A 13,589-nucleotide genomic window follows, 5' to 3' on the forward strand; every position below is an offset into this window, starting at 1 on the left:
CACGTGAGCGTGTGAGTTGAAATTATTTTTCCAAAACTGAACCGTATTCCCAGTTGTGTCACGCTCCACGTGAGCGTGTGAGTTGAAATTTATTGTGACTTCAAGTGCGACTATTTGTGACTTGTCACGCTCCACGTGAGCGTGTGAGTCAATTTTCGTTTCAACGCAGGACTTATCGATATTGAATAATACAAATAACCGCTCCGCTACGGTGAGGCGGTATTTTTATACCCAAATACTATACATTTTTCATGTGTTTTCCGTCAAATCCGCCAATTCACACCCCGAAATTTGTGCAAACAAATGATTTATAATTTAATTTGGCAACATTTCTGCAATTGTTGCATTTTTTCTGCAACAAAATACCCACTTTTCGTGTATAAGTAGAAGAGGTTTCACCACAAATCGGAAACCTTGCGGAGCGACAGTGTATGAGGAAACATTTTGTCAACGTGAGTTAGGTGAACACGATGAGAGGTTCTGATCGCACAGAAAAGCACTTCCTGCACTCCGTCTGAAGCTTGAAAATTGAATATTTATACCGAAACATCTTAGCTATACCCCATGAGCATACTGCTAAATTTAATTGTTATAACCGCCTTTGTTGACATTATTCATATAAAATGGTATACTTAAAATAAAATTTATACATAATGAAAAGAGTAAATGTGATGAATAAACATACCACTATCGATAAGTCAACAGGCGGGAAAAAATGTAGCTGCTTTAAACGCTGCGGCGGCTGTCAGTTGGATAAGGTCTACGCCCAGCAAATAGAATGGAAGCAGGCAAAAGCCGATAGAATGTTGAGCCGCTTTTGCAGACCTCAGCAGATAATAACTATGGACGACCCCTATAATTATCGCAATAAAGTCCAAACTGTCTATAAGGTCAATAGCTCAAAGCGTATCGTCTCAGGAGTATATCAGTCCTCTACCCATAGCATGGTAATAACTGACGATTGCTTTTTGGAGGATATAAGAGCACAGCAAATAGTCGCTACCCTTAAAGAGCTTATGGCTGACTTCCGAATCCTGCCATATAACGAGGAAAGCGATCAGGGTCTTCTTAAGCATACCCTTATCCGTACCTCCCAAACAACAGGCGAGGTAATGCTCGTGCTAGTTACAGCTACCCCCATATTTCCTGCAAAGAAAAATTTCGTTAAAGCTATCACCGAGAAACACCCATATATAACCACTATCGTCCAAAACGTTAATAAAGGCAGAGTTCCTCTTACTTTGGGCGACCGTGATATTATAATGTACGGCAAAGGCTATATCACCGACGAGATGTGCGGCTGTAAGTTCAGAATTTCACCTCATTCTTTCTATCAGGTAAACCCCGAGCAGACCGAAAAGCTATATTCCAAAGCAGTTTCCTGTGCAGAGCTTAAAAAAGGCGATAAAGTTATCGATGCCTATTGCGGAACAGGTACTATCGGTCTTATCGCTGCAAAAAGCGGTGCAGACGTGGCAGGCGTTGAGCTTAATGCCGAAGCCGTAAAGGACGCAGTTTCAAATGCCAAGCTCAATAAGCTTGACAATATCAGGTTTTATAATGAGGACGCAGGTGAGTTCATGACAAAGCTTGCGCAGGCAGGGGAGAGCTGTGATACAGTTTTTCTTGACCCTCCAAGAGCAGGCACAACAGAAGAATTTGTTGAAGCCTTGGGCAAACTCAGACCTGAAAAGATAGTCTACGTTTCCTGTAAAATAGAAACTCTCGAGCGTGATTTGAAGCTTCTTGCAAAAATAGGCTATAAAGCACAGCTTATCCAGCCCGTTGATATGTTCCCGCATACCACAGGTATCGAAAATGTGGTGCTTTTAAAAAGAAAAATGATATCGCTCACACCAAATAGAACACATGATAAAAAGGGGGATAAAAAAATTGAACGAAAAGGTAAAACTTCTCACAGATAATATTGAAAAAGTCATTGTCGGTAAGACCGACTCCGTGCTTAAAATAATCACAGCCATGCTTTGCGGCGGTCATGTTCTTATCGAGGACGTGCCTGGAGTAGGCAAAACTCAGCTTGTATCAGCCCTTGCAAGGTCAGTGGACGGCAAATATAACCGTATCCAGCTTACCCCTGACGTTATGCCGTCCGATATCGTTGGCTTTTCTATGATAGACCAGAAAACTCATGAGCTTGAGTATAAAGAGGGTGTGGCAATGTGCAATTTCCTCTTGGCAGACGAAATAAACAGAGCCTCCCCAAAATCTCAGTCAAGCTTGCTTGAAGTCATGGAAGAACATCAGATATCCATTGACGGTAAAACTCATGAACTTCCATTGCCCTTTATGGTGCTTGCCACACAAAACCCTGTGGAAACTTACGGCACTTATCATTTGCCTGAAGCCCAAATGGATAGATTTCTTATGAAGATATCAATGGGCTATCCCTCATATGATGATGAGCTTGATATCATGTCAAGAGCCGAAAGATCAGGCTTTGCAAAGAATATCCAGCCTGTCATGACCCTTGAAAACGTCCGTGAGCTTATGGGTTACGCTGAAAATGTGACCGCAGAGCTTTCTGTGAGAAAATATATCCTGAGCCTTGTTACCGCAACAAGAAATTCAGATTATGTAAAGCTTGGCGTTTCTCCCCGTGGAAGCATCGCACTGCTTAAAGCCTCAAAAGCCTATGCCTTTGTTCAGGGCAGAGGATTTGTCATGCCGGATGATGTCAAGGCTGTTATGCCTGACGTTCTTGCACATAGACTTATGCTTTCTCCAAAGGGCAAATCTGCCTTTGCAAACGAAAGGGAAGTCCTTGAAAATATCGCTCTTACAGTAAAATCACCTGACGCAATAGAGAAATAGAGGATATGACCCCATGAAAAATCTTTTAGGTTATCTTACCTGCGTGGCGGTGGCGATACTGCTTAGAGTTTATATAAACGGAAGTGGCGGTACACTTGTGCTTTATCTTTTAGCCATAGCCTTTGTGATATCTCTTGCGACACTTCTTATTACCAAGCGTAAACTTGTGGCAGCAATAAAGCTTTCCACAGAAATAAGTGCAAAGAACGAGGAGTTTGACGCTGACATAATGCTTTTAAATGCAATACGCATTATTCCCTCATGCGTTGTTGAGGTAACGGCAGAGTGTTCAGATAATATCGGTGCTGTAAGCCCACTTGAATTAAAAACTATCGTGGCAGGCGGCAGACAGCAAAGCATCAGCGTTAAGCTGAAAACACGCTATGCAGGTCTTGGCACAGTGAAAATAAAAAGCATACGTCTGCATGACTATCTTGGAATAATCACCCTTCACCTTGACAGTTCACGTTATGAAAAAGCCGTGGGAAAAATAAAGATAATGCCGAATATCCCTGACACTGGCTCTCAAACAGAGCTTCTTAAAGCAACTTCCGAGAACGCTTCATTTGACGATAACGAAAGCGAATCAGATGAAAATGCACTTGGTCTTACAGGCGTTCCGGGCTATGACCACAGACAGTATGAGATAGGCGACCCGCTGAAAAGAATAAACTGGAAGCTTTCTTCAAAACGTGACGAGCTTATGGTGCGCCTTGATGAAAAGGTCACGGCTTCAAGTCAGGCGTTTTTCCTTGATATACCAAGCGAAAATCATGACCCTATGTTTGCTGTGAATATCGATAATATAGTCGAAGCGAGCCTTGCAATGCTTTCAATGCTTATCATGGAGGGCTTTGAGAGTGAGTATAATTATTATCTTGACGGCTGGAAAAGCATGAAAATAAAGCAGGCAGGTGATATAATAGAGCTTCAAAACGACCTTGCGGCAATAGCACCATATCCGCAGGAAAAGCGTTTTGCCTTTTCTCATGAGATAGGCAAGACAGCTCCTATCTGCTTCACAGCCTGCATGGCGACTTCTCAGGGGGAATTTTCTTCTCTTATAGAAGAATTTAACGGCTCTTTTGTAGTGACACGTCTTAGCGGTCTTGATAAGCAGACAGAAAATATGTGGCTTGTAGACGAAACTTTCGAGTTTCGTAAAATGACATAGGGGGTGTGGCTTTTGAATACTAAAACTGCTCAGATAAAAAACACCCTTGTGAATATTCTTTCAAAATATGCTTTGCCGCTGCTCCTTGGAGCAGTGGTCATGAACATAATCTTTAAGACCTATCTTGTAGACAATGTCAGACTTTATACTTTTGGATATGTGGTCTATGAATGTCTGCTGTTCGCTCTTTTTGAGTGGCTGAAGCCGAAAAAAGTCCTGCGAGGTCTTGTCTATACCGCCCTTATGGCGGCAGTGCTGTTTTTGGGCTTTCAGCTTCTTCATGCTGGATTTGAACATTCTGGAAAATCATTTATCAATTGGTTTTATGTAAACAGGCAGGAGATAGGTCAGATAGATGAATATTTCTACTTTCTGTTTGTGGGACTAGGCTTCTTTATCATTTCGGTGCTTTATTATTTCACCATTGTGCGCTATAGAAGTTTTGGAACGATGCTCGTTTTGCTTTTTCCGTTTTTTATTTACGGAAAGCGTGCCGACTCAATGGATACTCTTGACATAACCATAATGCTCACTGTGTTCATTGCACTTATGGTGCACAGCAGACTTGTTTCAGACGAGAGCAAGCATGACCTTGTTATAAACGGCTCTTATGTGGCGGCATCGGCGGTTTTCGTTACCCTTGTGGGTGCGCTTGCAATGCTTATGCCGACTTCCTCAAAGACATCTTATCTTGAAAAAAACAGCAACTTCTTTGATGTGAATATCAAAAGCAGTGGCACATATGACAACCTTAGTGATGAGTCTTCCCCAAGATTTGGCGCAGAAGCAACGGGCGAGATACTTTTCAACTTTACCACAACTTCTGATGAGCAGGTCATTTACCTCAGAAGACAAGCCTTTGACCTTTTCAGAAACGAGAAGTGGGTAACAGACGATAGCTTCTACAATTTTCATTTTGATAAAAATGTTCATCTTTATGGTGACAACGAGGTGAACTCACCGAGCTATGTTTACAGCATAGCAAAGTCACTTGCGGATAAGGATTACAGCAAGGATCTTGGCGTGGAAAAGTCACAGTTTCCTGATGATCTGTTCAGTGAAAAGGCAGTCATGAATCAGTTTAGCGACAGCTTTACCCCTAGCTATATCCCTGCCCCGCTGATGATAACCCCAGGGGAAAACAACGTTTATATCAAAACAACTCACAGCGAGGTCTACAGACCATATGACACCGCAGGAAATAAGCTTGGCATCAGCTTTGAGTATATTCCTGAAACGGAGAGCGAAAGACAGGCTGCGGCAAATCTTGATATGACCGAAAATCAGTTCAAACTGCTGCTTTCTTACGGCTTGACAAACGGAGATGTCACATCAAATCAATCGGTGAATATTTATAATATATATGCGTTGTACACAGACGTTTCTGCATATGACGATAAGGGTGGAAAAATGGAGGCTCTTGCAAAGAGCATAACGGAAAACTGCAAAAATGATTATGAGAAGGCTCAGGCGCTTGTGGATTATTTTGAGCAGAACGGCTATGTTTACGATAACGAGTATGAGCCTGACGACGAGTCTATCGCATATTTTCTTTTCACGAGCAAGCGTGGAAACTGCACGAACTATGCCACAAGCATGACGCTTATGGCGAGAATGCTGGGACTTCCAGCAAGGTATGTTGAGGGCTTTGCAGCATATGAAAAGAATGAACGTGGAGAGTTTGTGGTAAGAGATAGCCACGCTCACGCTTTTGTAGAGGTCTTTATCACAGGTATTGGCTGGATGACTTTTGACCCGACAGTTCCGGGCTATCAGCGTGACTACAGTGCAAATGGTACGAACTTTGATGTTTCAACTTTTGTAAGCTATTTCAGCAAGATCGCACTGTTTATCGGTGTAGCGTTTGTGCTTGTGGTTTTCGTTTTCCTTAACAGAATTATCGAGGTATTTTTCCGACTGTCACTTAAATTCAGAGATAACGGCGACAGAGTCATAAGGCTTTACAGGCGGGTGATAAGGCTTTTGACCATAGCTTCTAATGATAAGCTATCGGGATACACGCCTGAAATGATAAGAGAATATCTTGTTAAGAGGCGTGGAGTTGAGCTTGGCGGTCTTATAGATCTTTTTGAAAAGACCTGCTTCGGTGGATATGTTCCTGATGAAGCCGAGTGGAAAATGGTCTATGCAGAGTACAAAGTACAATGGAAAAAGCTCACAAAGCGTGAGAAAACTTCTTTGGAGCTTGATAAGAATATGTAATGAAATGGCTGTGCGGAAAAATCACGCACGGCTATTTTTTTTGTATAAAAAAGGCTGCCGTATAAAACAGCAGCCTGAGAGTGTAAAAAACCTCCGAAAGAGCAGGACGTCAATGACGCCCACTGTATCTGATATTTAATTAAAGTGAAGCAAGAAGATCGCTCATTGCGTAAAGTCCTGCCGGCTTTCCACAAAGGAAAACGCCTGCATTCACTGCACCCACAGCGAAAACCTGCTTTGAATGAGCTTCGTGCTTGAGGGAGATGACTTCATCTCTGCCTGCAAAGATTATCTCATGCTCGCCAACAATAGTGCCACCACGGACAGAGTGCATACCGATCTCGGTCTTTTCTCTCTTTGCTCTTACAGAATGACGATCGTAAACATAGTGATACTTGTTGTCAAGCTCCTCGTTTATTGCGTCTGCAAGCATGATAGCAGTGCCTGACGGAGCGTCTATCTTCTGGTTATGGTGCTTCTCGATTATCTCGATATCATACTGACCGCCAAGAACTTTTGCGGCAGTTTTTGCAAGATTTGCAAGAAGATTGATACCAAGGGTCATGTTGAATGTGAAGAAAACAGGTATCTGCTCGGAAGCCTTGTGTATCTTCGCTGTATCCTCTTCTGTATAGCCTGTGGTAGCTATTACAAGTGCAGTGCCGTTTGAAAGGCAATAGCTGAGAAGTCCGTCCAGTGCGGAAGGGTGTGAGAAGTCGATGATTACATCAGGCTTTTCAGGCAGGTCGGCAGGCTCTTTTACTACAGGGAAGTCTGTATAAGCCTCGCCAAATTTGTCGATACCTGCGCTTACTGTGCAGTCGTCACGCTCTGATATAACGTCATATATGAACCTGCCCATTTTTCCGCAGGCGCCACATATTGCGATCTTAGTCATTTATATCATTCCTTTTCTTTTTGATTTGTAGATAAACGTAAGTGATAATGTCAAAGACAGCGTTTGGGCTGTCGGGGACGCCAACCCTTACATTAGTACAATTTTATAATGGTAAACATAAAGGGCGAATTTCTCCGCCCTTTGTATTTTTTACTTGATAAGTCCGAGAGCGTTCATTGACGCTTTCAGCTTTTCTATCTTATCATCGCTCATTCTTACAAGCGGCAGACGACACTCGCCGACCTCAAAGCCCATAAGGTTAAGAGCTTCCTTGACAGGGATAGGGTTTACGTCGCTAAAAAGTGCCTTTGCAAAACCAAGGGTCTTGAATACCTTTTCTCTTGCTTCCTCGTACTTTCCATCAAGGCAGAGCTGTGTGATCTCATGTGTTTCAAATGGCATACAGTTGGAAAGAACTGAAATAACACCCTTTCCGCCCAGAGCCATGATAGGAACTATCTGATCGTCGTTGCCTGAATAGATATCAAGGTCATCGCCGCAGAGAGCTGCCACCTGTGTTATCTGGCTGATGTTTCCGCTTGCTGCCTTGATAGCAACGATATTGTCTATCTTTGCAAGCTCACGGCAGGTCTCAGGAAGAATGTTCACACCTGTTCTTGACGGTACGTTGTAAAGAATGATAGGCAGTGTAACAGCCTTTGCGATAGCGGAGAAGTGTGCGATAAGTCCTGCCTGTGAAGTCTTATTATAATAAGGTGTAACACAAAGCAGAGCGTCAGCACCAAGCTCCTCAGCCTTCTTAGAAAGGTTTACGGCATACTCTGTATGGTTTGAGCCTGTGCCTGCGATAACAGGAACTCTGTGATTTGTCTTTTCAACAGCATAGCGGATACACTCGATATGCTCCTCATCTGTCATGGTAGCACTTTCGCCTGTTGTTCCGCAGATTATGATAGCGTCTGTGCCGTTATCGATGTTGAAATCGATAAGCTCGCCCAGCTTGTCAAAGTTGATAGAGCCGTCAGCGTTCATAGGTGTAACGATAGCAACGCCTGCACCTGTGAAAATAGTCTTTTTCATAAACAGCACTCCTTTCGTGCGTATATATGTGTTATATTAGTCAAAATAGCCCTTTGCTGCAAGAAGCTCAGCCAGCAGAACTGCTCCGCCTGCCGCACCTCTCAGTGTATTGTGTGAAAGGCAAACGAACTTATAGTCATACTGTGAATCTTCTCTCAGTCTGCCTATAGAAACTGCCATACCGCCCTCAAGGTTTCTGTCGAGCTTAGCCTGTGGACGATCGTTCTCTGTGAAGTAGTTAAGGAACTGCTTTGGAGCGCTTGGAAGCTGAAGCTCCTGTGGAACACCGCTGAAATCTTTCCAAGCCTGAAGGATCTCTTCCTTAGAAGGTTTATTCTCAAATGATACGAAAACTGCTGCTGTGTGACCGTCGGAAACAGGAACTCTCAGGCACTGTGTTGTGATAGCTGGAGCTGTTGCGTCAACGATAACATCGCCCTCAATATGACCCCAGATCTTAAGAGGCTCTTTCTCAGACTTTTCTTCCTCGCCGCCGATATAAGGGATAACGTTGTCAAGTATCTCAGGGAAGCTTTCAAATGTCTTGCCTGCGCCTGAAATTGCCTGATATGTGCAGGCAAGAGCCTTTGTTACCTTATACTTATCCATAAGAGGAGCAAGAGCAGGAACGTAAGACTGGAGTGAGCAGTTAGACTTAACTGCGATAAATCCTCTCTTTGTGCCAAGTCTTTTTCTCTGTGAAGCGATTATCTCGATATGCTCAGGGTTTACCTCAGGAATGACCATTGGAACATCAGGAGTATGTCTGTGTGCGGAGTTGTTTGATACAACAGGGCATTCAGCCTTTGCATACTTTTCTTCAAGGGCTCTTATCTCGTCTTTCTTCATATCAACTGCGCAGAATACGAAATCTACCATTGAAGCGATCTTCTCAACGTCCTCCTCGGCGTTCAGAACTGTAAGCTCGCCGATAGCTTCCGGCAGAGGCTCTGAAAGCTTCCACTTGCCTGCAACTGCGTCCTTGAGCTTTTTGCCTGCCGAACGTGGTGAAGCGGCAACGCATACTACATTGAACCATGGGTGTTTGTCAAGAAGCAGAGAAAATCTCTGACCTACCATTCCTGTTGCACCGATGATACCGACATTGTACTTTTTCATATTAAAACTCCTTTTCCTGTGCCATGGTAACAATTTTCTTTGGCGTTATACACTAAAATCACGCACTGTTCAAATGTTATTTTGCACAAAACATAAAAAATAAACAAATAATAAAAAAACTGGTTGAAAACCAGTTCATCATACAATATAATAAGAATGTTGACATAAAAATTTATGCCGATAGCACTCCACCATTTGTAATGATGACAACTGATAGTCTATTAAACTAACAGTCAGCAGGAGTGTTCCCGATACTCCGCTTCGGCAGTTTTACCTTTCTCATTTACCATAGGCGTTGGGACGCTGTTGTGTGGGGTCACACGAAAAATGATACTCATTTCAACTGCACCTCTATCTGTTCTGTTTAATGATAACAAATATTTAGCGTTCTGTCAATACATATAGATAAAAATATTTTAATTTTCTGTAAATTAATAAGTTTATATGAAATTAAATGGCTTTAAAGAATGTTGACAGTTGTTGGAATAAGGACTTTGAGAATGGTGAGAGTGGGACGTAGAGGACGCTGTTGCCTACATTATTATAATTATTATATTTTAAGTAAATAGGAGATATTTAAAATGCTTGATATCAACAACATGAAAAGATCGGATTTTTATTATGACCTGCCGCAGGAGCTTATTGCACAGACCCCTGTCGAGCCTAGAAATGCTTCGAGAATGATGAAGATAAACAGGCAGACGGGAGAGGTGGTACACGACCATTTCTATAATCTATGCAATTATCTCAAAAAAGGTGACTTACTTGTGCTTAACGACTCAAAGGTGCTTCCTGCGAGGATATACGGCGAGCGTGAGGACACAGGCTCGTTCATTGAGTTTTTGCTTGTGGAGCAGAAAGAGAACATGGTCTGGGAGATTCTTTGCAGACCTGGCAAAAAAGCCAAGATCGGCACAAGATTTGTTTTTGGCGGTGGTAAGCTGAAAGCGGAGATAATTGATGTGTTGGAGGACGGAAACCGTATCGCACGATTTGAGTGCGAGGAGAATTTCTTTGCCACACTTGACGAGATAGGTCAGATGCCTTTGCCGCCTTATATTACTGAAAAGCTGAAGGACAAGGACAGATACCAGACGGTTTATGCTCATGAGCTTGGCTCGTCTGCTGCGCCTACTGCCGGTCTGCATTTCACTGAACAACAGCTTGAGGACTTAAAGGCAATGGGTGTGAACATTGCGTATGTTACTCTGCACGTTGGTCTTGGCACGTTCAGACCCGTTAAGGAGGACAAGGTACTTGACCATAAGATGCACAGAGAGCACTATGAGCTTAGCCGTGAAACTGCAGACATGATAAACGAAACGAAGAAAAATGGCGGACGTGTTATTGCGGTGGGTACTACTTCATGCAGGACGCTGGAGAGCGTGGCGGCATTCAATGACGGAAAGATAGTTCCATGTGACGGTTACACGGAGATATTTATTTATCCTGGCTTTGAGTTCAAGGTGCTTGACGGACTTGTTACTAATTTTCACCTGCCTGAAAGCACGCTTATTATGCTTGTTTCTGCATTTATGGGATACGAGAACACTATGAACGCTTATAAGATAGCTGTGGAGGAGAAATACAGATTTTTCAGCTTTGGTGATTGTATGCTCATAATATCTGAGTGAGGAATTAAGGTATCGCCTGCGGCGATGATATCTCATTTCAAACTTTGTTTTACGGAGGTTTTTTTCTATATGAATGACGTTAAGTCAGGGGAGAAGAAACGACTGTATTTATATGACAATCTGAAATTTCTGCTTATAGTGCTTGTGGTCTTGGGGCATTTGATAGACGACAGCACTGTCAAGCTTTTTGGTGACGGCGGCGGTGAAACAGGTGTACCGCAGGCAAAGGTTTTTAGCGGCGCATTTTTGTTTCTGTATGCTTTTCATATGCCGATGTTTATATTCATATCAGGACTGTTCAACAGGGGGCATGATGACGGCAGGAAAGTGCTTGGAAAGACGCTTGGATTTGTTGTTATCGGAATGTTAATGAAATGCCTGAATTATTGGTCGCAGGTGAGATTTCAGACGGACTTTGACAAGGAAAACAGTGATGGCGAGATTTTCTTTGACCTTTTAGGCGGCGACGGTGTATATTGGTATATGTTCGCAATGGCGGCATTTATGGTGCTTTGCTATCTGTTAAGAAACAGCAGACCTTGGGCGGTGCTTACGGCGGCTATGGTGACGGCACTTGCGGCAGGGTATGACCCTAGCGTGGGCGATGAATATGAGCTATCCAGGATAGTGGTGTTTTTCCCGTTTTACTACTGCGGATATTTGCTTGACCCTGAAAGGGTGGCTGATTTTGTGAAGAAGTGGTATGTAAGGGTGCTGTCCTTGGGAGTGATAGGCATTTGGGCTTATTTCTGCTTTGGAAAAACAAAGCTTGTTTATCGCTGAGAATGCTTCTTACGGGAAGAAACTCTTATTTTTCCATATCTGAAGCAACGGACATGGATTGCACTTTTTTGAGCAGGCTTCTTGTTATGGGTATCTCGGCACTGCTTTGTTTGGCGGTGCTTGGTATTGGGCTTGATGTGAAGATTCCACTGATAACAAAGTGCGGTTCCAGGACTTTGCAGGTGTACTTCTGGCACAGGACTATTGTTTATATGCTCACATACTATGGTTATCAGGCATATCTTGCAAAGGCTTTTCCTGAACGTTGGGAGCTTTATTTGGCACTTACAGCGATACCTATTGTATTGGTGCTTTGCATAAAAATATTTGGTGTGCCTCTGGATATGGTGCTTAAAGGGATAAGGGGCAGGAATGATATCATAAAGGAGAACGGAAATGGAAAATAACTTTTTTAAGAGCGTTATTGACGCAGACGATGCACCTGTGGTCATTTGCGACCTTGAGCATACGATAGTATAATTGAACCCGACAGCGGTCAAAAGATATGCAAAGCGTGGTGGAGCGGCTCTTGTGGGCAGATCCATAAAGGGCTGTCACAATGAGGATTCTAATGCTAAGATAGAACAGGTCATTGCATGGTTCAAAAAGGACAAGGGCAACAACAAGGTGTATACTTTCCACAACGAAAAGGAAAATAAGGACGTTTACATGATAGCTCTCAGAAATGATGAGGGAGAGCTTATTGGATATTATGAAAAGCATGAGTACAGAACAAGAGAAAGTATGGCTATGTACGATCTTAGAAATGGTGAGAATTAATGGATAAGATCATTGACCTTTCGCTGCCTGAAAAATGCAGGATTCTTGCTGTCAGCGATATCCATACCCATTGGCAGCTTTTTGACAGACTGCTGAAAAAGGCAAAATATGACCCGCAAAATGACTATCTTGTGATAGTCGGCGACATACTTGAACATGGCAGTGACAATATAAAGACCCTTGAATATGTCAAGGCTCTTTGCGATAAAAGTGACAAGGCAATATTATTAATGGGCAATAATGACATAATGTGTTCAAGAATGGCTTATCACTATGAGTTCAAGTGGTTCCAGCAGCAGTTTTACCGCAATGAGCATAACACTTTCAGGCAAATGGCTAATACACTGGGATATGTTGATTGCTGGGAAGGCAACTGGCTTGAGATAAGAGAAAAGGTTGTAGAGAAGTATGGCGAGCTGTTATCTTTTATAAGAGAGCTTCCAACGTGCCTTGAAACAGAGGAATATGTTTTTGTTCATGCAGGGCTTGAAAACCGTCCTGATTGGAGAAATACAGATGATATTTATGCTATAACTGTTCCGTGGTTTTTGCGGAAAGAAAATCCAACAGGAAAGCAGCTTGTATTCGGGCATTATCCCACATACAATTATAAGCGTTCAAATGTGACTAATCTTCCGATAATCGACAGCAAAAAGAAAATGATATGTATTGACGGCGGAATGACTATCAAGAAGGCTTGTCAGATGAATTTGTTTATCATTGATAAGTGCGGCGAGAATTATTCTCATAGAATAATTTGGGATACAGATGTGCCAAAGAAAACTGTCTTAAAGGATTTTTCATGTGACATGAAACCTGTTTATATTGATTGGGAAAAGCAGGATATAACGATAATTGAGAAAAATGGATATACGACAAAGGTCAGAGATGAGTATTCAGGGGGCGAGGGTCTTATTCCTGACCGTGAAATATATTTTTTTGATGAAAAGCCTCATGTATATCAGTTTTTGTCATCGTTTCCTGCTGTCAGAAAAGGTGAGCGGGTATCGGTCTTTTACGAAGATGAAACAATGTCTTTGGTAATTTCGGAAAATGCCACAGTCGGCTGGCTGCCGTCTGATATAATAGAATGATAAAGGAGAAT

12 protein-coding genes and 1 riboswitch are annotated in these 13,589 nt (G+C 42.6%); of the genes, 9 read left to right on the forward strand and 3 right to left on the reverse strand.

The window, feature by feature from the left end:
• Positions 1-671: 671 nt before the first annotated feature.
• From rlmD to DW793_RS06900, 4 genes are read left to right on the forward strand one after another with little or no spacing between them, the layout of a single operon-like run.
• Positions 672-1,925: a 23S rRNA (uracil(1939)-C(5))-methyltransferase RlmD gene (gene rlmD / locus DW793_RS06885; RefSeq protein ID WP_118157458.1), complete on the forward strand. Its 1,254-nt coding sequence runs from the start codon at positions 672-674 to the stop codon at positions 1,923-1,925.
• Complete coding sequence (locus DW793_RS06890; RefSeq protein ID WP_118157459.1) at positions 1,894-2,832, forward strand: AAA family ATPase; 939 nt, start codon at positions 1,894-1,896, stop codon at positions 2,830-2,832. The genes rlmD and DW793_RS06890 overlap by 32 nt, the downstream gene beginning before the upstream one ends.
• A 13-nt stretch (positions 2,833-2,845) precedes the next feature.
• The gene (locus tag DW793_RS06895; protein ID WP_118157460.1) at positions 2,846-4,006 is read left to right on the forward strand and encodes a DUF58 domain-containing protein; all 1,161 of its coding nucleotides are present in this window, start codon (positions 2,846-2,848) and stop codon (positions 4,004-4,006) included.
• 12 nt (positions 4,007-4,018) lie between these two features.
• On the forward strand, positions 4,019-6,229 hold the full coding sequence (locus tag DW793_RS06900) for a transglutaminase-like domain-containing protein (protein WP_118157461.1): 2,211 nt from the start codon (positions 4,019-4,021) through the stop codon (positions 6,227-6,229).
• Positions 6,230-6,368: 139 nt separating this feature from the next.
• Here the strand turns inward: DW793_RS06900 and dapB are convergent, their stop codons facing one another.
• The 3 genes from dapB to asd form a co-directional block, all read right to left on the reverse strand.
• Entirely contained in the window at positions 6,369-7,127 is a 759-nt protein-coding gene (gene dapB / locus DW793_RS06905; protein ID WP_118157462.1) for a 4-hydroxy-tetrahydrodipicolinate reductase, read from the reverse strand.
• A 150-nt stretch (positions 7,128-7,277) separates the two neighbouring features.
• Complete coding sequence (dapA, locus tag DW793_RS06910; RefSeq protein WP_022286926.1) at positions 7,278-8,168, reverse strand: 4-hydroxy-tetrahydrodipicolinate synthase; 891 nt, start codon at positions 8,166-8,168, stop codon at positions 7,278-7,280.
• A 36-nt stretch (positions 8,169-8,204) separates the two neighbouring features.
• Positions 8,205-9,287 (reverse strand): aspartate-semialdehyde dehydrogenase, encoded by a 1,083-nt coding sequence (gene asd, locus DW793_RS06915; protein WP_117898006.1) that lies wholly within the window; start codon positions 9,285-9,287, stop codon positions 8,205-8,207.
• A 173-nt stretch (positions 9,288-9,460) separates the two neighbouring features.
• Positions 9,461-9,649, reverse strand: a riboswitch (Lysine riboswitch).
• A 219-nt stretch (positions 9,650-9,868) separates the two neighbouring features.
• Between asd and queA the strand changes: the two genes are divergently transcribed.
• The 5 genes from queA (at position 9,869) to DW793_RS06940 (ending at position 13,578) form a co-directional block, all read left to right on the forward strand.
• A complete protein-coding gene (gene queA / locus DW793_RS06920) occupies positions 9,869-10,921 on the forward strand; it encodes a tRNA preQ1(34) S-adenosylmethionine ribosyltransferase-isomerase QueA (RefSeq protein ID WP_022286924.1) in 1,053 nt (350 codons plus the stop codon).
• Between the two features lie 69 nt (positions 10,922-10,990).
• Positions 10,991-11,704, forward strand: a complete 714-nt coding sequence (locus DW793_RS06925) for an acyltransferase family protein (RefSeq protein ID WP_181988310.1) — start codon at positions 10,991-10,993, stop codon at positions 11,702-11,704.
• On the forward strand, positions 11,659-12,111 hold the full coding sequence (locus tag DW793_RS06930) for a hypothetical protein (protein WP_147342175.1): 453 nt from the start codon (positions 11,659-11,661) through the stop codon (positions 12,109-12,111). Before DW793_RS06925 ends, DW793_RS06930 begins: the two co-directional genes overlap by 46 nt.
• Before the next feature lie 73 nt (positions 12,112-12,184).
• On the forward strand, positions 12,185-12,484 hold the full coding sequence (locus tag DW793_RS06935; protein WP_252969715.1) for a PAS domain-containing protein: 300 nt from the start codon (positions 12,185-12,187) through the stop codon (positions 12,482-12,484).
• Complete coding sequence (locus DW793_RS06940) at positions 12,484-13,578, forward strand: metallophosphoesterase family protein (protein WP_118157465.1); 1,095 nt, start codon at positions 12,484-12,486, stop codon at positions 13,576-13,578. The genes DW793_RS06935 and DW793_RS06940 overlap by 1 nt, the downstream gene beginning before the upstream one ends.
• Positions 13,579-13,589 lie beyond the last annotated feature (11 nt).

Source organism: Ruminococcus sp. AM31-15AC (assembly GCF_003462045.1).
GTDB classification, from domain to species: domain Bacteria; phylum Bacillota; class Clostridia; order Oscillospirales; family Ruminococcaceae; genus Hominimerdicola; species Hominimerdicola aceti.